This is a genomic window from Actibacterium mucosum KCTC 23349, assembly GCF_000647975.1.
Taxonomy (GTDB): Bacteria; Pseudomonadota; Alphaproteobacteria; order Rhodobacterales; family Rhodobacteraceae; genus Actibacterium; species Actibacterium mucosum.
On the sequence record NZ_JFKE01000004.1, the window covers coordinates 284,297 to 306,266 of the forward strand.

Sequence of the window (21,970 nt, forward strand, 5' to 3'; positions counted from 1 at the left end):
AAATGCGCGCCGCATTTGCACAATTTGCGTGCAGATCAGAAACCTGACCGCAGAAATGCCACTGGAAAGCCCGCCCCCGATTGTGTAACCGCATGGCCATGACCCAAAGCCTGACAATCCGCCGCCCCGACGACTGGCACCTGCATCTGCGCGATGGCGCCATGATGCAAGGGGTGCTGCCTGAAACCGCCCGCCACTTCGCGCGCGCCATTGCGATGCCAAATCTGGTGCCGCCCGTGGTGACCGGGGCTGATGCCGCCGCCTATCGCGACCGTATCCTGGCCGCCCTGCCCGAAGGCATGGTGTTTGAACCGCAGATGGTTTTGTATTTGACCGAGGATACAGACCCCACCGATGTCGCTGCCGCTCACGCCTCGGGCCTCGTTAAGGCGGTGAAGCTGTATCCCGCCGGGGCCACCACGAACTCGGCCTCGGGCGTGCGCGATTTTGACAAGGTGCGCGGCGTGTTGGAAAAGATGGCCGAGATTGGCCTGCCGCTGAGCTTTCATGGTGAAGTGGTGGACGATGATGTCGACATTTTTGACCGCGAGGCCGTCTTTATCGATCGCATTCTGGACCCGATTTTGCGGGGCGTCTCGGGCCTGCGTTTGGTCATGGAGCACCTGACGACCCGCCGTGCGGTGGAATACGCGATGGAACAGGACGATGGGTTTGCCACCACGATCACCGCGCACCACCTGGCCATTACACGCAACGACATGTTGGCCAAGGGCGGCATCCGGCCAGACTATTACTGTATGCCGGTGGTCAAAACCGCCGACGACCGCGCAGCCCTGCGCGCCGCTGCAACGTCCGGCGACGCCCGGTTCTTCCTGGGAACGGACAGCGCGCCGCACGCCGTACCCGCCAAGTTCAATGCCGCCGGCAGCGCCGGGTGCTTTACTGCAACCAATGCGCTGTCGATCTATGCGCAGGTCTTTGACGATGCTGGCGCATTGGACAAGCTGGAAGGCTTTGCCTCGCTCTATGGTCCGGCCTTTTATCGCCTGCCGGTCAACGAAGAGACCGTGACGTTGACCAAAACCGACACGGTCGCTTATCCCGACAAAATCGAAACAGATGCCGGTCCGGTGACGGTGTTTGATCCCGGTTTCCCGCTGCATTGGCGTGTAGACGCATAAAAGAGGCCCCAGATGATCCCAACATCCTTTCCCTCCAAAGAGGAAATCGCCCGCCTGACCGCCCGCGCCCTGCTGGAGATCGGCGCCGTGGATTTCAACGCGCGCGAGCCATTCACCTATGCCTCGGGCCTGCAGGGACCCACATATGTGGATTGCCGCAAGATCATCAGCTTTCCGCGCGTGCGGACCACGTTGCTGGACTTTCTGGCAGTGACCGTCATGCGCGACGCCGGGTTCGAGGCATTCGACAATATCGCCGGTGGCGAAACCGCGGGTATCCCGTTCGGCGCCTGGGTGGCCGAACGTTTGGCCCTGCCCATGACCTATGTGCGCAAGAAACCCAAGGGCTATGGCCGCAACGCACGGATCGAAGGGGCGATGACCGAGGGTCAGCGGGTGCTGTTGGTTGAGGATCTGACTACGGATGGCGGGTCGAAGCTTTCCTTTGTCGACGCCATCCGCGAAACGGGGGCCGAATGCGGCCACACGGCGGTGATCTTCTACTATGATATCTTCCCTGGCACGGTGGAACGTCTGGCGGAACATGGCGTACAACTGCACAGCCTTTGCACGTGGTGGGACGTACTGGCCGCGGCCAAGGAATCGCAGACTTTCGATACCGAAACTCTGACCGAGGTCGAGGCGTTTCTGAACGACCCACGCGCCTGGCAAGAGGCTCGCAAGCCAGCGGAAAACGGCTGACGTAACAAAAACACTACAATTTTGCGACGGGCAATATCACCGTCAGACACACCACATCCCGTGGTGGGTTTTTTTCACGCCACATGATATGGTGGTTTGGAAATTGCCCACAATCTGTCCACAGAAACATACATTTTGATTTTTGTGATGGGCTTCCTGTATTCCAGAACGCCAAGCGCAGGGACAAAAGACGTGAACGAATTATCAGCGATCCGGCAGGGCACCGAGGGCAGTGAAGAAAGCGGCGGCATGCCGCATAACATCGAGGCCGAGCAGCAATTGCTGGGCGCGATCCTGACGAACAATGATGTGTATGACAGGATCGCGTCCATCATCAAACCCCACCATTTCTACGAACCCGTGCACGCGCGCATCTATGAGGTTGCACAGGCGCGGATTCAGAAAAACGCGCTGGCCTCGCCGGTGACGCTGAAGGCGTTTCTTGAGGATGACGAGGGGCTGAAGGAACTGGGCGGTGCGGCCTATCTGGCGCGTCTGGCGGGGGCGGCGATCTCGGCCTTTGCGGCCAAGGATTACGCCCAGATGATCTATGACTTCGCGATCCGACGCGAATTGATGTCGCTGGGCAACGAGATCACCGACAAGGCATCGAAGGTCGATGTCGCGTCCGAACCCAAGGAACAGATCGTCGAGGCCGAACAGGCGTTGTACAAGTTGGGCGAGCAGGGTCAGGCCTCGAGCGGGTTCCAGTCCTTTTTGCGTGCCGTCACCGACGCGGTGAACGTTGCCAACGCCGCCTATCAGCGCGGCGGCGGAATGGCGGGCCTTTCGACCGGTCTGATCGATCTGGACAAGCAATTGGGTGGTCTGCACCCGTCGGACCTGTTGATACTTGCCGGGCGTCCGTCCATGGGCAAAACCTCGCTGGCCACCAATATCGCCTTTAACGTCGCCAAGGCCTATAAGCGCGGCCAGAAACCCGACGGGTCCGAGGGCGCGGTGGACGGCGGTGTGGTTGGGTTCTTTTCGTTGGAGATGAGCGCCGAACAGCTGGCGGGCCGCGTGCTGGCCGAGGCGTCGGAAATCAGCTCGCACAAGATCCGCCAGGGCGACATGACCGAGGCAGAGTTCCGCCGGTTTGTCGAGGCTGCCAAGACGCTGGAAAGCTGCCCGCTTTTTATCGACGACACACCGGCCCTTCCGATCAGCCAACTGGCCGCGCGGGCCCGGCGGCTGAAACGTACCCATGGGCTGGACCTGCTGATTGTCGACTATTTGCAGCTGTGCCGGGGCACGGCCGAGAACCGGGTGAACGAAATCGCCGAGATCTCGATGGGCATGAAGGCCATCGCCAAGGAACTGGACATCCCGGTCATCGCCCTGTCGCAGCTCAGCCGTCAGGTCGAAAGCCGCGACGATAAGCGCCCACAGCTGTCGGACCTGCGGGAATCGGGCTCGATCGAGCAGGATGCCGACGTTGTGCTGTTCGTTTACCGCGGCGAATATTACAAAGAACGCGAGAAGCCGGACGAGACGGATGCCGACGCAACGGCCAAGTGGATCGAGGATATGGAGCGCCTGCACGGCAAGGCCGAAGTGATTGTCGGCAAGCAGCGCCACGGCCCCATCGGCACGGTCGAGCTGTCGTTCGAGGCGCAGTTCACCCGCTTTGGCAACCTGGCCAAAGCGTGGCAACAGGGCGGCGATCGCGAGTTTGACGGGTGATTGAGGGGTTGACCTTGGGCGCCAAGCGCTCGAAACCTTCGGCATGTCGACAGGAACCTTGAACATAGATCTCGATGCGCTTGTGGCCAATTGGCAAGCGCTGGACGCCAAATCCGCCCCGACGGTGGAAACCGCTGCGGTGGTCAAAGCCGATGGATATGGCCTTGGCGTGGCGCCCGTTTCCCGTGCATTGGCCAAGGCCGGGGTGCGCAAATTCTTTGTTGCCGCCGCCGAAGAAGGGGCCGAGTTGCGGCAGGTTCTGGGTCGCGGCCCCGAAATTTTTGTTTTCAGCGGCCACATGGCCGGCGACACCGACATGATCAGCGATCTGGACCTGATCCCGCTGCTGAACTCGGTCGATCAGCTGACCCGCCATTTCGAGGCGTTGGGCACCGCGCCCTTTGGTGTGCAGCTGGACACCGGGATGAACCGGCTGGGGATGGAACCCGCCGAATGGGCCGGGGTGGCCGAACTGGTGCTGGGCGCCGGGCCGCAGCTTGTGATGAGCCACCTGGCCTGCGCGGATGAACCGGACCACCCTCAAAACATCGCACAGCTTGAGATGTTTCGTGCCATGACCGATGGCATCGGTGCGCCCCGCTCGTTGTCGGCGACGGGTGGATTGCTGCTCGGCCCTGAATACCACTTCGATGTCACGCGCCCCGGCGTGGGGCTCTATGGAGGATTGCCCTTCGACGCAGCGCGCCCTGTTGCGCATATCTCGTTACCGGTGATTCAGTCCCGCGTGGTGGAACCCGGCGAAAGCGTGGGGTACGGCGCCAGTTGGGTGGCCGAAGAACAGGCCACCATCGCAACCGTTGCCGGCGGCTATGCCGACGGCCTGCTGCGTTCCATGTCGGGCAAAGGCGCGCTGTATCACGAGGGCACCGCCTGCCCGATCCGCGGCCGCGTGTCGATGGACATGATCGCCGTCGACATCACCCATCTGGGCGTTGAACCGCGTAGCCTGGACATCCTGTGCGCCGAACAGGGTGTTGATGCGCTGGCCGGCTTCGCCGGAACCATCGGGTACGAGATCCTCACCTCGCTTGGCGCCCGCTATCGTCGTCAGCTATTGGGCGGAGGTGCCGCATGATCACCGGCACGCTGGCCGGGCTGGGCCGGGCAACGCTGGCCTTGCTGGCGGGTCTGGGCGCGGGGGCCATCTTTCTGGCCCGCACCCTGGCCGCGATGCTGCGCCCCCCGTTTTATGCGCGCGAATTTGGCCACGCCCTGCTGACCATCGGCTATTTCAGCCTGCCGGTAGTGGGGCTGACCGCCATTTTCACCGGCGCGGCGCTGGCGCTGCAAATCTATGCCGGCGGCAGCCGGTTCGAGGCCGAGGCGGTTGTGCCCTCGATCGTGGCCATCGGCATGGCGCGCGAATTGGGCCCGGTTCTGGGCGGGTTGATGGTGGCGGCGCGCGTCGCCAGTTCCATCGCGGCCGAGATCGGCACGATGAAGGTGACCGAGCAGATTGATGCGCTGGTCACCCTGTCCACCGATCCGATGCGGTACCTGACCGTGCCACGGGTGCTGGCCGCCACGCTCAGCGTGCCGGTTCTGGTGGCTGTGGGCGACAGTATCGGCATCTTTGGCGGCTATCTGGTGGGCACCGGGCGGCTGGGCTTTAACCATGCGGTGTATTTGCAGAACACGGTGGATTTCCTGGAGTTCTGGGATGTCGCATCGGGCCTGATCAAAGGCGCGGTCTTTGGCTTTCTGATCGCGCTGACCGGGTGTTTCTACGGCATGAATTCGGGGCGCGGCGCCCAGGGTGTGGGCCGGGCGACAAAATCGGCGGTTGTGGCGGCTTCGGTCCTGATCCTGGCGGCCAATTACCTGCTGACAGAGGCGTTTTTCTCGGCATGATCGAACTGGATAACGTGCACAAGGCCTTTGGCCCCAAGAAGGTGTTGCAGGGCGTAACCCTGCATGTGCCGCAGGGCACGTCGCTGGTGATCATCGGCGGGTCGGGCACCGGCAAATCGGTCACGCTGAAATGCGTGCTGGGCCTGATCACGCCGGATGCGGGCACCATCCGCGTGGGTGGGCAGCCAGTGGGCGGCACGGATCGCGATGCGTTTCTGGCCCGGTTCGGCATGCTGTTTCAGGGCGGCGCGCTGTTTGATTCGATGCCCGTCTGGCAAAACGTCGCCTTTCGGCTGCTGCGCGGCGCGCTGAAACGTCCGCGTGACGAGGCGCGCGAGATCGCCATCGAAAAACTGCGCCGCGTGGGGCTGAAGCCCGATGTCGCCGACCTGTTTCCGGCCGAACTCAGTGGCGGCATGCAGAAACGCGTGGGGCTGGCCCGCGCCATCGCCGCCGAGCCCGAGATCATCTTTTTCGACGAACCCACCACGGGTCTGGACCCGATCATGGCCGGGGTGATCAACGACCTGATACGCGAGATCGTGGTCGAAATGGGCGCCACCGCCATGACCATCACGCACGACATGTCCTCGGTGCGCGCCATCGCTGACGATGTGGCGATGCTGCATGACGGGGTGATCAAATGGGCCGGGCCGGTGGCGCAGATGGATGCCTCGGGCGATCCGTACCTGGATCAGTTCATCCATGGCCGCGCCGATGGCCCGATCGAGGCTGTGCGCTGAGCCCTTCGCAAATCGCCGGACAGCACGTATATGCGAAGCATGTGGATCAAATACGCCAACCTCACCCTTCTCGTCCTGTTCCCCATTGCGTGGTTCGCGCCGCTGATGCGCGCCGGGCTCTTGCCACTTTTCGGGCTGAATGAGATCTCGGTTATGTCCGGTTTGCAAAGCCTTTGGGGCACCGATGTGATCCTGGCCCTTTTGGTGACCGTTTTTGCCTTGTTTGCCCCCTATCTTAAGACCATCGGCCTGGCGCTGATCCATTTCCGCATGGCCTCGCCACGGCTGTTGCCCGCCCTCGGTTGGCTGGGGAAACTCGCGATGGCAGATATCTTTCTGATCGCAATCTACGTGGTTGTCGTCAAAGGCGTGGGGCTTGCACGGATTGAGGTTGCCTGGGGTCTGTACCTGTTCAGCGCATGTATCCTTGCCTCGCTGGTGCTGTCGATCCTGACGCCGATCAAACGCGGCGGCTAAGGCCCCTTGCGTCGGGCCCCTGTGCGGGGCACTACTTGGCGCCATGGCAAAACAGTCAAACATGTTCACCTGCACGGCCTGCGGCGCGGTTCACAAGAAATGGGCCGGACGCTGTGATGCCTGCGGCGAGTGGAACTCCATCGTCGAAGAGGCGCCTTTGTCGGCGGGTCCCAAGTCAAAGTCACTGGGTGCAAGCCGGGGCAAGGCCGTATTGCTGGGCGACCTGTCCACGTCCGAGGCCCCGCCCCCGCGCACCAGCGCCGGCATGGCCGAGCTTGACCGGGTGCTGGGCGGCGGGCTGGTGCCGGCCTCGGCCATTCTGGTGGGGGGTGACCCAGGCATCGGCAAATCAACGCTGTTGTTGCAGGCGGCCGCGGCCTTTGCCCGCGCGGGGCTGGACTGCGTCTATATTTCGGGCGAGGAGGCCACCGCCCAGGTGCGCATGCGCGCCCAGCGGCTGAACTTGTCCGACGCGCCGGTCAAGCTGGCCTCGGAAACCAACCTGCGCGATATCATCACGACGCTGGATGCCGAGCGTCCGGCGCTGGCCATCATTGATTCTGTACAAACCATGTGGGCCGACAATGTCGACAGCGCGCCGGGTTCCGTCAGCCAGGTGCGCGCCGCCGCGCATGAGCTGACCACCTTTGCCAAGCGCACCGGCACGGCCGTGGTTCTGGTGGGCCACGTCACCAAAGAGGGCCAGATCGCCGGCCCCCGCGTGGTGGAACACATGGTCGATACGGTGCTCTATTTCGAAGGCGAGCGCGGCCACCAGTTCCGCATTCTGCGCGCCGTAAAGAACCGCTTTGGCCCCGCCGACGAGATCGGCGTGTTCGAGATGACGGGCGGCGGATTGTCCGAGGTTTCCAACCCCTCGGCCCTGTTTTTGACCGACCGCACGCAGCCCGTGCCGGGGGCGGCGGTGTTTTCGGGCATCGAGGGCACGCGCCCGGTGCTGACCGAGATCCAGGCGCTGGTGGCACCCTCGCCGTTGGGCACGCCCCGGCGCACGGTTGTGGGGCTGGATTCGGGGCGGCTGTCGACCACGCTGGCGGTACTCGAGGCGCGCTGCGGCATCCCATTTGCGGGTCTGGATGTGTTTTTGAATGTCGCGGGAGGCATGCGCGTTACGGAACCCGCCGCCGATCTCGCCGTGGCCGCGGCGCTTCTCAGCGCGCGCGAAGATGTTGCCCTGCCCGCCGACACAGTGGTTTTTGGCGAAATCAGCCTATCGGGCGCCATACGTCCGGTCAGCCAGACCGAAAACAGGTTGAAAGAAGCGCAAAAACTTGGTTTCAACCAAGCCATCGCCCCGAAACGTGGTAAGCCGGGGGGCGAAACAGCGCTGAAGGTTCGGCAGATGGCTGATCTGACGGCGTTTGTCGGAGAAATTTTCGGGGCGGGATAACCCGGGCAGGAGCTTGAAATGGATTTTACTGTCGTTGATGCCATTGTCGCGGTGATTATCGTGCTATCGGCGATCCTTGCCTATTCGCGCGGTCTTGTGCGCGAGGCATTGGCAATCCTGGGTTGGGTCGCAGCCGCCATCGCCGCCTATATCTTTGCCCCGCAAGCGGAACCGCTGATCCGGCAGGTTCCGTTTGTTGGTGACTTCCTTGTCGACAGCTGCGAGATTTCGCTGATCGCTGCCTTCGCTGCCGTCTTCGCAGTTGGCCTGGTTGTCGTGTCGATCTTTACACCGCTTTTCGCATCGGCGGTTCAACGCTCGGCCCTGGGCGGCATCGATCAGGCATTGGGCTTCCTTTTTGGCGCGGCACGCGGTGTCCTGCTGGTGGCCGTGGCGTTCTTTGTTTACTCGGCGGTCATTACGACCGAGCCTTTCCCGCAGGTGGAAAACAGCCAGTCGGCGAAGATCTTTAACGAGCTGACAGCCAAAATTGCCGAGCGTGATCCGCAGCAGGCCGTGGGCTGGCTGACGGGCTATTACGAAGACCTCGTGGGGCAGTGTAACGCGCCCACCGAATGAACTGTTGATCACCGCGAATGTGATCCTTTCGTGACAGTGCGAGCACAAGCGTCTATGGAAGGGGCCATCAGGCCCCAGAAGATTCGGAACGCTTAGCCCTATGCCTCAGCTGCCCCCTGCCCATCCTTTTGACGAAGACAAACTGAAAGAGGAGTGTGGCGTGTTCGGCGTTGTCGGCGTGTCCGACGCGGCGAATTTCGTGGCCCTTGGCCTGCACGCCCTGCAGCATCGCGGGCAAGAGGCCGGCGGCATTGTTTCGCATCACCCCGAAAGCGGCTTTGCCTCGGCACGGCGCTTTGGCTATGTCCGCGACAATTTCACCAAAGCCAGCCTGATGGAAACCCTGCCCGGCAGCCTGTCCATCGGACATGTGCGCTATTCCACCGCGGGGTCCAAGGGTCAGACCCAGATTCGCGATGTGCAGCCGTTTTTTGGCGAGTTCTCGATGGGCGGCGCGGCGATTGCCCATAACGGCAACATCACCAATGCCGACGAATTGCGGCGTGAACTGATCGAGCGCGGCTCGATCTTTCAGTCCAGCTCGGACAGCGAATGTATCATCCACCTGATGGCCCGGTCGCTGCAGCGTAACATCCCCGAACGGATGAAAGACGCGCTGCGCCGGGTCGAAGGCGCGTTTTCGGTGGTCGCCATGACGCGGACCAAGCTGATCGGCGTGCGGGACCCGCTGGGCGTGCGCCCGCTGGTGCTGGGCAAGGTCGGCGATGGCTGGGTGCTCAGCTCGGAAACCTGTGCACTGGACATTATCGGCGCCGACTATGAGCGCGAAATCGAGCCCGGTGAAATGGTGGTGATCACCCAGGAAAACGGGGTAGAGAGCTTTCACCCGTTTGAACGCAAGAAATCGCGGTTCTGTATTTTCGAACACGTGTACTTCTCGCGCCCCGACAGCATCCTTGGCGGTCAGTCTGTCTATGAAACCCGCCGCCAAATCGGCGTGGAACTGGCCCGCGAAAGCGCGGTCGAGGCCGATCTGGTCTGCCCCGTGCCCGACAGCGGCACACCCGCCGCGATTGGGTTCAGCCACGAAAGCGGCATCCCCTACGGCATGGGGATCATTCGCAACCAATATATGGGCCGCACCTTCATCGAGCCGACCGAACAGATCCGCAACATGGGTGTGCGGCTGAAACTGAACGTGAACCGCGCATTGATCCGCGATAAACGTGTAATCTTGGTGGATGACAGCGTGGTGCGCGGCACAACCTCGATGAAAATCAAGGATATGATCCTGGATGCCGGCGCAAAAGAGGTGCATTTCCGCATCGCATCGCCCCCCACCGCCTGGCCGTGCTTCTATGGCGTCGACACGCCCGAACGCGAAAAGCTGCTGGCCAGCCACATGTCCGAAGACGAAATGCGCGATCATCTGGGCGTTGACAGCTTGCGTTTTATCTCGCTGAACGGTCTTTACCGCGCCGTGGGTGAAAAAGACGGCCGCAATGCGAAATCACCACAGTATTGCGACGCCTGCTTCTCTGGCGAATATCCGGTTGCCCCGCGCGACATGATCGCCAACGGGTTCGAAGTTCAGGCAGCAGAATAACCGTCCCGCCATTCAACCAAAATGCGTGCCTTCGGCACAAGACATGCATGATTTGGCGTCCAGACGCCCGCGTCACGCGCCCACCCGACGCGCCGCTCGGCGCGGAGAATAAGGCGTGCGCCGCCAGGCGCTCAATTTGGTAACGGTACAGCTCAGATATAGGTGCGCGCGCCGACCCTGTCTTTGGCTTCCAGATGAGGCACACCGTTGAACATGGCAAGGGCAAGGCTGTCGCCGGTTTTCACAAACCGATGCACCGAGGTGTTCATGATGTTCAGCAAGACATTGGCATATGCATTCACTTCCAACTGCAGCAACAAGCGCATCGTCATGCCGATCACTCCACCCGACGTGACCATCATCACGCGCCCACCCAGCGCTTCGGCCTCGGAAATCATCGCCTCTATCCTACCCTGAAACGCGTCGAATCCTTCCAGGTGGTCATGAATGTCGCCCGCCTGCCAAGCGCTCAGCACTTGCGGAACATGGGCCACGAAACTTGCGCGGTCGGTGGGAATGTCCAACGCGTGGGTCTCCTTCAGCGACTGAGACAGCCCGAAGTAGTCCAATTCATTCAGCCGCGCATCCTGCCGGGTTTCAAGCGACAGTGCCCCGGCGATCACACCGGCGGTGTCCCGTTGCCGGTTCAATGTGCCGCTGATCACATGGTCAAAGCTGCGCCCTGTCTCGGCAAAATAGTCCCCCAGCCACTGCGCCTGCTGGTGTCCCAGATCGCTGAGCTTGTCATAGCTGTGTTCATCGGTCGCCCCGGTCTGCGCCTGCCCGTGGCGCACAAGTGTGATCTCTACCATGCCATTTCCTTGCCTGTGTCGTGGCGTTCTATCATCTGCCCCGGCTTGACCAAAACCCTCATTGCGGGGAAAAATCTTACCCATGTCGCCGCGCCCTTCCCATTTGCCCCCCGTCCGCTTTCGCCCGCACCATTTCCTGTGTGCCCTGGGCTATGACGGCCACGGCTATGCCCCTGATTTCACCGCGAATATGACAGCAATTGTGATGGGCCAATTGCGCCGCCATGGTGGCGGGCGCACCATGATCGAGGTGACAGGCACCGCGGACGATATCTGCGCCCCTTGCCCGCATCGCCGCAGCGCCGGATGCGATCAACAGGCCCGGATAGACAAGCTGGACGCCGCACATGCCGCGGCACTTGACCTGTCTCCCGGCGACAGGCTCAGTTGGGACGAGGCACAGGCCCGAATTGTCGACCGGATAAAACCCGGCGACCTGACGCGCGTGTGCGATGGTTGCCAATGGCTGCGCTACGGCATGTGCGAGGCGGCGCTGGCCCGCCTGCACGGCGCTGCGACAACCGCCCCCTTGACGCCCGACGCACGCCCCGTCAAAGAGCAACCATGACACAAAAGATCGCCCTCGTAACCGGCGCCTCGCGCGGCTTTGGCGCCGCCGTCGCCGAGGCTCTGGCCCCCACACACCATATTCTTGCCGTCGCCCGCACCACCGGTGCGCTGGAAGAATTGGACGACCGCATTCAAGCCAAAGGTGGCTCGGCCACCCTTGCGCCAATGAACATCACGCAAACCGATGCGATGCGGCACCTTTGCCGCTCCACATATGACCGCTGGGGCAAACTGGACCTATGGGTGCATTGTGCCATCCAGGTGGCCCCACTCAGCCCTGCCGACCATATACCCGAAAAGGACTGGGCCAAGGTCATCGCGACCGGCATTGCGGCCATGGGCACCCTGATCCCGCTGATTTCACCGCTGCTGAAGGCCGCACCGCAAGGGCGCGCCGTGCTGATTGACGATCCCAATGCCGGTGCCTTCCACGGCGCCTACGCGGCGACAAAAGCCGCGCAACGCGCACTTTTTGAAAGCTGGGCCTCTGAAAATGCCCGCTCCCAATCTCCCCACGTGCAGATATTTGCGCCCAACTCCATGCCCACGGCCACGCGCGCCCGGTTCTACCCCGGCGAAGACCGCTCGCCCCTCTCCTCCCCCAAGGCCGAGGCCGAGCGTCTGGTCGCCACTCTGCCCTGATACGCCGCGCGTCAGCGCACGCCCCTTGAGGCGGGGACAGGGCTGGTGGGTGGGCCCGCTGAAAGGGGCGTTCATCGACGCTTGCCGCACGGTCCTTGCTCAACTATTGAGAAAGGACAGCAAAACAGGGGCAAAACGGGCATGCGTATCCTGATCACCAATGATGACGGCATCAATGCGCCGGGGCTGAAGGTTCTGCACGCCATCGCCACCGAAATTGCCGGCCCCAAGGGCGAAGTCTGGACCGTGGCCCCCGCGTTTGAACAATCCGGCGTAGGCCACAAGATCTCTTACACCCACCCCACCATGCTGGCAGAGCTTGGCCCCCGCCGCTTTGCCGCCGAAGGCGCGCCCGCTGATTGTGTTCTGGCCGGGTTGCATGAGGTCATGAAGGACGCGCCTCCCGAACTGGTGCTTTCGGGCGTCAACCGTGGCAACAATGCAGGCGAGAACGTGCTGTACTCGGGCACGCTTGGTGGCGCGATGGAAGCCGCCTTGCAAGGCCTGCCCGCGATTGCCCTGTCGCAATATATCGGCCCCGATAACCGCAGCGCGGATGCCATGTTCCATATTGCCAGAACCGAAGGGGCGGCAACTGTTCGCAAACTTGTTGACCGGGGACTTTGGACACAGGACGACTATCGCCTGTTCTACAACGTCAACTTCCCGCCCATAGGCTCTGGTGCCAGTAAGGGCCTGATGGTCGCCCATCAGGGCTATCGCCGCGACGCCCGCTATACCACGCAGGCACAGACCTCGCCCACTGGGCGGCGCTTCCTGTGGGTTACCGGCGGCGGCCAGCAGACGCCGGCCGGGCCCGGCAGCGACGTCACCGTCTGCCTTGACGGCCATATCGCCGTCACCCCCCTGCGTGCCGACCTGACGGCCCACGACACCCTGACCGCCCTGGCGGAGCGCCTTGAATGAGCGCAAGCGCCGAACAAAAGATGCAGTTCCTCTTTGCGCTGCGCTCCAAGGGCGTGACCGACACGCGCACCCTGAACGCGATGGAAACCATCGACCGCGGCCCTTTCGTGCGCGACGGGCTGTTTTCCAACCGCGCCTACGAGGATATGCCCCTGCCGATTGCCTGCGGACAGACCATCAGCCAGCCCTCGGTGGTGGGCCTGATGACCCAGGCGCTGGATGTGCAGCCCCGCGACAAGGTGCTCGAGGTTGGCACAGGCTCGGGCTATCAGGCCGCGATCCTCAGCCACCTGGCCCGCCGCGTTTACACCGTTGAACGCCACCGCCGTCTGATCCGCGAGGCGCAGGCACAGTTTGACCGGCTGGGCCTGACCAATGTCACCGCCATCATGGCCGATGGCAGCCACGGTTTGCCCGACCAAGCACCGTTTGACCGCATCCTAGTGACCGCGGCCGCCGAAGATGCGCCCGGCCCGCTCTTGGCGCAACTGCGCGAGGGCGGTATTATGGTGCTACCCGTTGGCCAGTCCGACGCAGTGCAGTCACTGATCAAGGTGACACGGCAAGCCGACGGATTTGACTATGAAGAGCTCCGCGCGGTGCGTTTCGTGCCGCTTGTCGAAGGGCTTGGACAAGACTGAGGTTTCCCCCGGCCCGGGCAGAACGCCCCCGCCGGATGTAAGGAGTAGAGCAATGGCCACCACACAAGGTGTCATTCGGTCAGGCCTATCGGCGATGGCCCTTATTTTCTTGGCAGGATGCGACGATTTCGATATCGATCTTCGACCGTCGGAATTGGGCAACACGTCCAACGCTGTTCAACAGGTGACCGCGCCACGACCCGAAGCGGACGCGCGCGGCGTGATCTCTTACCCCGGTTACCAAGTGGCCGTGGCCCGGTCGGGCGACGACGTGACAACGGTGGCAAACCGTCTTGGAATCGATCCACGCGGCCTTGCCTCTCATAACGGTCTGACCCCGGATGTGCAGTTGCGCGCCGGTGAAATTCTGGCCCTGCCCACCCGGGTGCAAGCCACCGATGCCGAGGCAATCGACATCGCCGCACTGGCCAACAGCGCGATTGACCGCGCCGATGGGCAAAATTCCGCCATCGAACCTGTGGCCACGTCGCAAACCGTTGAACCGATCCGCCATCAGGTGGTGCGCGGCGAAACGGCATTCTCGATCTCGCGGCTCTACAACGTTTCGGTGCGTGCGCTGGCCGACTGGAACGGGCTGGGCCCGGAACTGGAAGTGCGCGAGGGGCAATACCTGCTGATCCCCGTGGCCGCACAGGCGCCCGGTGCGATCACCACCACCACCCTGCCCGGCGAAGGCTCGGTGGCGCCAACCCCACCCAGCGCGCAAACCCCGCTACCCGAGCCCGAGGCCGTCGTCGTTGAGTCCGTAGCTTCGCCCGAGTTGTCGCAGGATCGCACCTCGAACGCGCGCCTTTCGCTGCCCGCACAGGGTTCGATCATTCGCGCGTTCGAGCGTAAGACAAACGAGGGCATCGATATCGGCGCCGCCGCCGGTGCGCCGGTATCGGCCGCCGCCGACGGTACCGTGGCCGCGATCACCCGCGACACCGACCAGGTGCCGATCCTGGTGCTGCGCCACTCCGGCGATCTGCTGACGGTCTATGCCAATATCGACAATATCGCGGTGGAAAAAGGCGACACCGTCACGCGCGGGCAAAAGATCGCCGTGGTGCGCAGCGGGTCGCCAAGTTTCCTGCATTTCGAAGTGCGGGAGGGGTTCGAAAGCGTCGATCCCCTGCCCTATCTCAACTGATCACTTGGCGCTCATCACATGAGCGCCAAACGGGTTGTCGATGACCATCTTCCAGCCCCCGTCATCCTGACGGCGCAGCACGGCCACCGACAGCCCGCTTTGCGACATCGCGTTGCCAGCGGGATCGGTGCCGGTCATGTCCCAGGGCGTGATGTGCAGCGCCGTGTCGCCGTTCACGATAACCTCATGTTCCCCATAGGTAAATTTGGGATCGAAGCCGAAGAACATTTCGAAACCACCGTGAATTTGTGCCGCCTCGCTGGCCGGTACTCCCGGTTCGAACATGATGGTGGCCTGCGCTTCATAGGCGGACATGACGCCTTCGATATTCTTGGCGTGGAAGGCCTCGGTCATGTTGGTGATCGTGGCCATTACGGCGGTTTGATCCTTGGTCATGGGAACTCCTTCATTTGACAAGGCGGGGGTGGTGACGGCCACAAAAATTGCGGCCGCCTGAAAAAAGCGGTTCATTTTTCTGTCTCCTTTGAGGGGGTTAGCCGGGTATCAGCCCGGCGGGTCAACCGCGGCCAACAGGGCCGAGGCAAGGTCGGACGGGCAGGCAAGGTCGCCAATGGCCCGCTGCAAAGTGAGGGTTTTCAGGTCTCCGGCCACCTGCGCGGCCCGCGCCTTGACCGCGTCATAGCCCGGCGCGCCCGGCGTCGGGTCCGGCGGCAGGCGTTTGGCGGCGCGGGCGGCGGGCAAACGGCGCGGGCAGGCACAGCGGGCGCCGGGGTTGGCAAGGCCGCAAACGCGAGAGGTAAAGGCCTGAACATCACCGCGCGCACGCGACAGCCGCTTGCGATAGTTCGCCGGGGAAATATCAAGCAAATCAGCGGCTTGGCTGTGCTCCATCTCAAGAATATCGCCCAGCACATAGGCCATGCGGTGGTTCACGTCCAAACACAGAAGCATCGCCATGGTGCAGGCCATGCGCAGCTCGTTCAGCATCACAACATCGGCCGCCTCGGGCGCGTCGGACAGGCCGGAATGCAGGTCCGCCTCGAACGCCTCGAAAGTCAGGCCCGCCATGCCCTTGCGTACCGTCAGAAGGTGGTTGGTCGCAATCCGGTAAACCCATGTTTCAAAAGCACTTTCGCCGCGATACGTCGACAGTTTCGTGACCACGCGGATCAGGATTTCCTGCGTCGCCTCAGCCGCGTCATCGGGGTTGGCCAGCATACGCATGGCCAGCCGGTGCACCCGGTCCTGAACCGACCGGATGATGCGCTCCAACGCGGGTTTGTCCCCCGAAATGGCGGCTTGGATGTCGGGTGGCTGGGTCATGGGGCCCTCGTTTCGTTGCGTACATATAGTTAGACGCGCGCACGGGGCCATGTGTGACAAAGTTTAACGTCTATTTTAAACTTTTGCCCTGCCTGCCAGCCAGATCTGTAAAGTATTGCCACGCCACACGGCCCGAACGCGCGCCACGCGTGGCCTGCCATTCGATGGCCTCGGCCCGCAAGGTGTCGTCGTCGATCACCACCCCATGGGCATCGCAATAGCCCCGGATCATCGCCAGGTATTCGTCTTGCGAACAGGGGTGGAAGCCGAGCCACAGGCCAAACCGGTCAGACAGCGAGACCTTTTCCTCGACCGCCTCGGACGGGTTGATGGCCGACGATCGCTCATTCTCGATCATGTCGCGCGGCATCAGGTGGCGGCGGTTCGACGTGGCATAGAACACCACGTTGTCGGGCCGGCCCTCGATACCGCCATCCAGCACCGCCTTAAGCGATTTGTAATGCTGGTCGTCATGGCTGAACGACAGGTCATCGCAGAACAGCAAAAACCGCGCGTCGGCGCTGCGCAGCATGGTCAGCAGCCGCCCGATGGAAGGCAGATCTTCGCGCTGAACCTCGACAATTTTCAAGGCCGCGCCGCGGTTCAGAACCTCGGCATGCACAGCCTTCACAAGGCTGGATTTGCCCATGCCGCGTGCACCCCACAAAAGGGCGTTATTGGCGGGCAGGCCGCGTGCAAATTGCAGCGTGTTGTCCAGCAGGATGTCGCGGGCGCGGTTGATGCCCAAAAGCAGGTCCAGATCGACGCGGTTGACGTCGGGCACGGGTTGCAGCCGGTCGGGTGCCACGTGCCAGACAAAGGCGTCGGCGGCGTCAAAATCCGGCGCCGCGCTTGCAGGCGGGCTGAGCCGCTCCAGCGCCTCGGCGATGCGGGTCAGCGCGTCATCGGTCATGACTTGGCGTCGGCTTCTTCTTCTGCGTCGTCGTCTTCGTCCTCGTCTTCCCACAGGCCCTCGGCCCGCAGACGTGCCTCGCGCTGTTTTTCAACACGGGCGACAAGGAAGATCGAGATTTCATAGAGGCCATAGACCACCACGAACAGGATCACCTGGGTGATGACATCGGGCGGGGTGACGACAGCGGCCAGGATCAGGATGCCCACAACCGCGTATTTGCGGGTGCGGCCCAGCGCCGCGGCGCTGGTCAGGCCGGCCCGGCCCATCAGCACCAGCAGCACCGGCAACTGAAAACACAGGCCAAAGGCCACAATCAGTTTCAGCGTGATATCGAGGCTTTCGTTTACCTTGCCCTGGAAGACGATTTTGATGCCGTCTGACGTGTTGGCGACAGGGTCGACCACACCTTCAGCCACGTCATTGACGAAGGCCGTAAACACGGAAGAGGCATCGGCGAAGCCAAGGAAGAACTTCATCGCCAGCGGGGTTACAACGAAATGCGCCAGTGCCGCCCCTGCAAGAAACAGGGCGGGCGAGGCTACGAGGAATGGCAAAAACGCGCCTTTTTCGTTTTTGTACAGGCCCGGCGCCACGAAACGCCACAATTGGTACGCGATGGCAGGGAAGGAAAGCACCAGCCCGCACACCATGGCGACACGCAGCAAGGTAAAGAAGTATTCCTGTGGCGCGGTATACTGCATCACCGGGTTTGGATCGCCCAGCGCGCGCATCGAGCTTTCGATGGGAATCAGAAGAAATTCAAGCAGTGGCCCGCCGAAGATGAAGCAGATGATGAACCCGGCGATAAAGCCCGATACGGCGCGGATCAGGCGGGTGCGCAGTTCGGCCAGATGCTCGATCAGCGGCGCGGCGCTGTCATCGATCTCGGATTTGTCGCTCATGCGGGGTCACTTTTCGCGGGGTCTTGGGTGGCTTGCGCGGGGGCTTCATCGGTCGCTTGCGCGCCCTCTTCAGCGGCGGCGGCCTCGGCCTGCAGACGTTCGGTTGCCTTGGCGGCGGTGGCGGCCTGGATCTTGGCGGCGGCTTCGGCCCGGTCTTCGCTGAGTGTGCTGTCTTCGGCCGGTTCCGGTGGTTGCCAGCTGGTCGCCTCTTTCGCGGCGTCCTTGACGGCATCCAGCCCGAACTTGGCCGGGTTGGCGGCGGCCTTGAGGCCCTTGGTGACATCACCAACGCCGCTTTCCTCGGCTGCATCATTCATGGCGCGCTGAAAGTCACGCGCCATTTTCCGAGCCTTACCGGTGAATTGCCCGACGGTACGGAACATACCCGGCAGGTCCTTGGGACCCACCACAATCAGCGCAACCACGCCAATGATCAGCAATTCGGCGAAGCCGAGGTCAAACATTCCGACGCCTCCGCCCGAGAATTAGGTTTTTTCTTTGTCTTCTTCGGGCGTCACGTCTTTGACGGTGTCGGTCGAAGCTTCTTCCAGTTCCTTTTGGCCTTCGGACACACCTTTGCGGAACGATGTGATGCCTTTGCCGACCTCACCCATCAGCGAACTGATTTTTCCGCGGCCAAACAGGACCAGCACCACTACAGCGATCAGCAATACCTGCCAGGGACCAAGCGACATGATAGTTTTCCTTCGTTTTCGTGCCTCCGGGCTGCTCCCGATGGCGTACGCAGTTGTATGTATCTAGACATTCCTCGCTGCCGAGGGAAGGTCCAATGCGACGGATTGTCTTGTTTTAGTTAGAAAGGTCGTGCCGGGGAATACCGTCTAGTGGGTAACGAGCCCCTGCGGGAAAACGAAACAGCGGTCGCGGCGAATCATCAGCCACATGGGCGTTTCGGGGCGCGGCAGGAAGACACCGGGCACGGTGGCCGTCAGGGTGGTGTCATCGGCATCCATGCGAAACTCCACCAGGCTTTCGGCACCCATGAACCGGGCGCGTACCACCTGCGCACGGGCCGCGACGCCGTTTTCGGGCGTTGGGCTGGGTCCGGTGCCGTTGCGGTCCAGCTCGATCTTCAGGTGCTGGGGGCGGATCACGATCTCGACCCGGGTGCCGTCGGGCTGGGCCGGGGTCAGGAACTGGCCAAAGGGCGTGTCAACCGTCAGCCCCTGCACCTCGCCCGAGATCACGTTGATATCCGAGAAAAACGCCGCCGCCTGCCGGTCTTTGGGTGCGTTGTAGATGTTGTAAGGCGCGCCCGACTGTACCACGCGGCCATTGCGCATCAGGGCAATCTCGTCGGCCATGCGCATTGCCTCTTCGGGTTCATGGGTCACCAGAACCACGGCGGTGCCGGCCGATTTCAGCACCGACAGCGTGTGGTCGCGGATCTCGTCGCGCAGGCGGTTGTCGAGGCCGGAAAACGGCTCGTCCATCAACAGGATCGCCGGGCGCGGCGCCAACGCGCGGGCCAGGGCGACGCGCTGTTGCTCGCCCCCCGAAAGGTGGTGCGGATAGTGATCGGCGAAGCCGTCCATATCGACCTGTTCCAGCAACTCTGCCACCCGCGCTGTGTGGTCGCCCGCCCGGCCCTTGAGGCCGAAGGCCACGTTCTGTGCGACGGTCAGGTGTGGAAACAGCGCGAAATCCTGAAACATCATCCCGATGGAGCGGCGTTCAGGCGGAATGCGAAACACGGTGTCGCAGACCAGTTTGCCGTCCACGTAGATCTCGCCGGCATCCTGCATGTCGACGCCCGCGATCATGCGCAGCGTGGTGGATTTGCCGCAGCCCGAGGGGCCCAGCAGGCAGGTCACCTGCCCCGGCATCACCGACAGCGACACGTCGTCCACCACCGCGCGCCCGTTGAACTGACGCGTGATGTTGCGAATTTCCAGCCGCGGTGTCTGGGTGCTCAAACCGGTGCCTCATGCCATCCCTGACGCAAATCATCAGGATTTGCGCGCTGATAGCAAGCCCGCGCCGGTGCCGCAAGCCTAGGCCGTCAGGTCCACCTGCGTCGAAGCGCGCAGAACACCGTTGACCTGCAGGTGGATGGGATGAGGGCCGGGATTGTAGGAAATGGTGGTGGCGCCTTTGACGAACTTGACCTTTTTCTCCAACACCAGCGGTGCGCCGGGTGTCACCACTTTCTCGGCCCATTTGCCGACCTTACGGCCGGTTTTGCCATTGGCCAGCAGCCGGTCGATCACGTAATCGACAAGAACTGGCTGTTCGGTGGCGGCCGTGATCGTGGCGCGCAGGGTGACGGTGTCGCCGATGGCGCAGGTGGCCGGGTCCACCGTCAGGTCGCAATCCACCGGCGCGTCGGCGGCATAGCCCAGCATGGCCATGGCATCGGCATGCCCGGCCTTGATCAGCCCGCGCAGGGCGTGGCGGGTGATCCAATCCATCTCGGCCGCGTCTTGCGCGCCTTTGGCCTGCCACGCGGCCAGACGGTTCAGCACGATGGCCGGGTCGATCTTGGCGATGTCGTTCAGGTGATTGGCGACCGAGCGGGTGACATAGCGTGTCTTGTCGCCATGCAGGAGGTCCAGAAGCGGCAGCGGGTCGGTGGGGGCGAGGCCGATTTTCTGCCCCCAGGGCAGTTTGGGCCGCGTTCCTTCGGACACCAGACGGCGCACGTGGTAATTGTCGTCCCGCGCCCAGGTGGCCAGCGCCGCCATGACCTGATCGGGATAGGTGTTCAGGAAGGGACGGATCGAGAATTCGACCGAGAACCGCTGTGTCAGCGCGTGCAGCAGGGTCAGCGCGGTGTCCAGATGGGCGGCGTCCATGCCGTTGCGTTCGACATAGATCGCCAGCGGAGAGAAGATGAAATCGCCGAAATCATCGTCGCTGAGCGTGGGGTCCAGCGGCGGGGGCAGCATGGCGTGGATGGCGGCAGCGGCGGCGGGAAAGTCGGATGGCAGGTGCGGTTCCAGGCACTCGGTGATCCAGATCGCGCGCTGTTTCAGCTCGAAATCATGCAGGCGGGTCATGACCTGCGCGTGAAACGCATCGGCATCGAACCCGGCATCGGCATCGCGGAAAAGGCCGCCCAGATAGGCGACCTTGTCGGCGTTATATAATTGATCGGCAAGGCTGAATTTCTTTTCGGCCATAGCCGGCACCTCTTACATTGTTGCGTTCATCGACCCGCCATCCAGCAGGATGTTCTGACCCACCATGTAACCGGCATATTGCGAGCACATGAAGGCACAGGTGGCGCCGAATTCCTCGGCCGTGCCATAGCGGCGGGCGGGAATGGTGGCCGAACGACGTTCAATCGCTTCCTCCATCGTGATGCCATCGGCCTGCGCCACGCCGGTATCCAGCGACACGGCGCGGTCGGTGGCGTGGATGCCGGGCAGCAGGTTGTTGATGATCACCCCGTGCGGGGCCACCTGCCGCGAGGTGCCGGCGACATAGCCGGTCAGCCCGGCGCGCGCGGCGTTGGACAGGCCCAGCACCGGAATGGGCGATTTCACCGATTGCGAGGTGATGTTGACCACCCGGCCCCAGCCCTTGTCGATCATGCCGGGCAGCAGCGCCTTCATCAGCGCGATGGGTGTCAGCATGTTGGCATCCAGCGCGGCGACAAAATCGTCGCGGTCCCAGTCGTGCCACATGCCCGGGGGCGGGCCGCCGGCGTTGGTGACCAGAATATCCACGCCCTCGGCCGCGGCCAGCACGGCGGCCTGGCCTTCGGCGGTGGTGACATCGGCGGGGACGGTTGTGACCTCGACCCCGAAATCCTCGACGATCTTGGCGGCAGCAGCTTCCAGCGCCTCGGCCCCGCGGGCGTTCATCACCAGCGACACGCCGGCCTCGGCCAGCGCGCGGGCACAGCCCAGCCCCAGCCCCTTGGACGACGCACAGACCAGCGCCTTCTTGCCCGAAATTCCCAGATCCATGAACGCTCT

Annotated in this window: 25 protein-coding genes; 15 read left to right on the top strand and 10 right to left on the bottom strand. The window is 62.8% G+C overall.

Features of this window, described 5'->3' with window-relative positions:
* Positions 1 to 98: 98 nt before the first annotated feature.
* The 10 genes from pyrC to purF all read left to right on the top strand — a co-directional run bounded on the left by pyrC (position 99) and on the right by purF (position 10,179).
* Positions 99 to 1,142 carry a dihydroorotase gene (gene pyrC, locus ACMU_RS10635; RefSeq protein ID WP_035259774.1) on the top strand — a complete coding sequence of 348 codons (1,044 nt, stop codon included), beginning with the start codon at positions 99 to 101 and terminating at the stop codon, positions 1,140 to 1,142.
* 12 nt (positions 1,143 to 1,154) lie between these two features.
* The gene (locus ACMU_RS10640) at positions 1,155 to 1,844 is read left to right on the top strand and encodes an orotate phosphoribosyltransferase (RefSeq protein ID WP_035259349.1); all 690 of its coding nucleotides are present in this window, start codon (positions 1,155 to 1,157) and stop codon (positions 1,842 to 1,844) included.
* Between the two features lie 192 nt (positions 1,845 to 2,036).
* Positions 2,037 to 3,530, top strand: coding sequence for a replicative DNA helicase (locus tag ACMU_RS10645; RefSeq protein WP_035259777.1), 1,494 nt, complete (start codon positions 2,037 to 2,039; stop codon positions 3,528 to 3,530).
* A 43-nt stretch (positions 3,531 to 3,573) separates the two neighbouring features.
* Positions 3,574 to 4,626, top strand: a complete 1,053-nt coding sequence (gene alr, locus ACMU_RS10650) for an alanine racemase (protein WP_035259351.1) — start codon at positions 3,574 to 3,576, stop codon at positions 4,624 to 4,626.
* Positions 4,623 to 5,402 carry an MlaE family ABC transporter permease gene (locus ACMU_RS10655; protein WP_152544584.1) on the top strand — a complete coding sequence of 260 codons (780 nt, stop codon included), beginning with the start codon at positions 4,623 to 4,625 and terminating at the stop codon, positions 5,400 to 5,402. Before alr ends, ACMU_RS10655 begins: the two co-directional genes overlap by 4 nt.
* Entirely contained in the window at positions 5,399 to 6,145 is a 747-nt protein-coding gene (locus tag ACMU_RS10660) for an ABC transporter ATP-binding protein (protein WP_035259353.1), read from the top strand. The genes ACMU_RS10655 and ACMU_RS10660 overlap by 4 nt, the downstream gene beginning before the upstream one ends.
* Positions 6,146 to 6,184: 39 nt before the next feature.
* Positions 6,185 to 6,622: a paraquat-inducible protein A gene (locus tag ACMU_RS10665; RefSeq protein ID WP_407636994.1), complete on the top strand. Its 438-nt coding sequence runs from the start codon at positions 6,185 to 6,187 to the stop codon at positions 6,620 to 6,622.
* Positions 6,623 to 6,665: 43 nt separating this feature from the next.
* Positions 6,666 to 8,033: a DNA repair protein RadA gene (gene radA / locus ACMU_RS10670; protein ID WP_035259357.1), complete on the top strand. Its 1,368-nt coding sequence runs from the start codon at positions 6,666 to 6,668 to the stop codon at positions 8,031 to 8,033.
* A gap of 18 nt (positions 8,034 to 8,051) precedes the next feature.
* A complete protein-coding gene (locus ACMU_RS10675; RefSeq protein WP_035259360.1) occupies positions 8,052 to 8,612 on the top strand; it encodes a CvpA family protein in 561 nt (186 codons plus the stop codon).
* Between the two features lie 100 nt (positions 8,613 to 8,712).
* A complete protein-coding gene (purF, locus tag ACMU_RS10680) occupies positions 8,713 to 10,179 on the top strand; it encodes an amidophosphoribosyltransferase (protein WP_152544585.1) in 1,467 nt (488 codons plus the stop codon).
* A gap of 152 nt (positions 10,180 to 10,331) precedes the next feature.
* On the opposite strand, the gene ACMU_RS10685 is transcribed toward purF, so the two are convergent.
* On the bottom strand, positions 10,332 to 10,991 hold the full coding sequence (locus ACMU_RS10685) for a histidine phosphatase family protein (protein ID WP_035259361.1): 660 nt from the start codon (positions 10,989 to 10,991) through the stop codon (positions 10,332 to 10,334).
* An 82-nt stretch (positions 10,992 to 11,073) separates the two neighbouring features.
* Between ACMU_RS10685 and ACMU_RS10690 the strand changes: the two genes are divergently transcribed.
* The 5 genes from ACMU_RS10690 (at position 11,074) to ACMU_RS10710 (ending at position 14,924) form a co-directional block, all read left to right on the top strand.
* Positions 11,074 to 11,559 (top strand): DUF1284 domain-containing protein, encoded by a 486-nt coding sequence (locus ACMU_RS10690; protein WP_051588268.1) that lies wholly within the window; start codon positions 11,074 to 11,076, stop codon positions 11,557 to 11,559.
* Positions 11,556 to 12,203: an SDR family NAD(P)-dependent oxidoreductase gene (locus ACMU_RS10695; protein ID WP_035259364.1), complete on the top strand. Its 648-nt coding sequence runs from the start codon at positions 11,556 to 11,558 to the stop codon at positions 12,201 to 12,203. Before ACMU_RS10690 ends, ACMU_RS10695 begins: the two co-directional genes overlap by 4 nt.
* Before the next feature lie 141 nt (positions 12,204 to 12,344).
* Positions 12,345 to 13,130, top strand: a complete 786-nt coding sequence (gene surE, locus ACMU_RS10700; protein WP_035259367.1) for a 5'/3'-nucleotidase SurE — start codon at positions 12,345 to 12,347, stop codon at positions 13,128 to 13,130.
* Positions 13,127 to 13,771, top strand: a complete 645-nt coding sequence (locus ACMU_RS10705; RefSeq protein ID WP_035259368.1) for a protein-L-isoaspartate(D-aspartate) O-methyltransferase — start codon at positions 13,127 to 13,129, stop codon at positions 13,769 to 13,771. Before surE ends, ACMU_RS10705 begins: the two co-directional genes overlap by 4 nt.
* 52 nt (positions 13,772 to 13,823) lie before the next feature.
* Positions 13,824 to 14,924 (top strand): peptidoglycan DD-metalloendopeptidase family protein, encoded by a 1,101-nt coding sequence (locus ACMU_RS10710; protein ID WP_051588269.1) that lies wholly within the window; start codon positions 13,824 to 13,826, stop codon positions 14,922 to 14,924.
* Here ACMU_RS10710 and ACMU_RS10715 read toward each other — a convergent pair whose 3' ends face one another.
* The 9 genes from ACMU_RS10715 to ACMU_RS10755 form a co-directional block, all read right to left on the bottom strand.
* Positions 14,925 to 15,395, bottom strand: a complete 471-nt coding sequence (locus tag ACMU_RS10715; protein WP_035259374.1) for a YybH family protein — start codon at positions 15,393 to 15,395, stop codon at positions 14,925 to 14,927.
* Positions 15,396 to 15,428: 33 nt separating this feature from the next.
* Positions 15,429 to 16,208 (bottom strand): RNA polymerase sigma factor, encoded by a 780-nt coding sequence (locus ACMU_RS10720; protein ID WP_051588270.1) that lies wholly within the window; start codon positions 16,206 to 16,208, stop codon positions 15,429 to 15,431.
* A gap of 70 nt (positions 16,209 to 16,278) precedes the next feature.
* The gene (locus ACMU_RS10725) at positions 16,279 to 17,121 is read right to left on the bottom strand and encodes an ATP-binding protein (protein WP_035259376.1); all 843 of its coding nucleotides are present in this window, start codon (positions 17,119 to 17,121) and stop codon (positions 16,279 to 16,281) included.
* Positions 17,118 to 18,026, bottom strand: coding sequence for a twin-arginine translocase subunit TatC (tatC, locus tag ACMU_RS10730; protein WP_035259378.1), 909 nt, complete (start codon positions 18,024 to 18,026; stop codon positions 17,118 to 17,120). The genes ACMU_RS10725 and tatC overlap by 4 nt, the downstream gene beginning before the upstream one ends.
* Complete coding sequence (tatB, locus tag ACMU_RS10735) at positions 18,023 to 18,490, bottom strand: Sec-independent protein translocase protein TatB (protein WP_035259381.1); 468 nt, start codon at positions 18,488 to 18,490, stop codon at positions 18,023 to 18,025. The genes tatC and tatB overlap by 4 nt, the downstream gene beginning before the upstream one ends.
* Positions 18,491 to 18,511: 21 nt before the next feature.
* Positions 18,512 to 18,721 carry a twin-arginine translocase TatA/TatE family subunit gene (tatA, locus tag ACMU_RS10740; RefSeq protein ID WP_035259383.1) on the bottom strand — a complete coding sequence of 70 codons (210 nt, stop codon included), beginning with the start codon at positions 18,719 to 18,721 and terminating at the stop codon, positions 18,512 to 18,514.
* 147 nt (positions 18,722 to 18,868) lie between these two features.
* Positions 18,869 to 19,963: an ABC transporter ATP-binding protein gene (locus ACMU_RS10745; RefSeq protein ID WP_035259385.1), complete on the bottom strand. Its 1,095-nt coding sequence runs from the start codon at positions 19,961 to 19,963 to the stop codon at positions 18,869 to 18,871.
* 78 nt (positions 19,964 to 20,041) lie between these two features.
* Positions 20,042 to 21,169: a hypothetical protein gene (locus ACMU_RS10750; protein WP_035259387.1), complete on the bottom strand. Its 1,128-nt coding sequence runs from the start codon at positions 21,167 to 21,169 to the stop codon at positions 20,042 to 20,044.
* A gap of 12 nt (positions 21,170 to 21,181) precedes the next feature.
* Positions 21,182 to 21,961: an SDR family oxidoreductase gene (locus tag ACMU_RS10755; protein WP_035259389.1), complete on the bottom strand. Its 780-nt coding sequence runs from the start codon at positions 21,959 to 21,961 to the stop codon at positions 21,182 to 21,184.
* Positions 21,962 to 21,970: the final 9 nt, after the last annotated feature.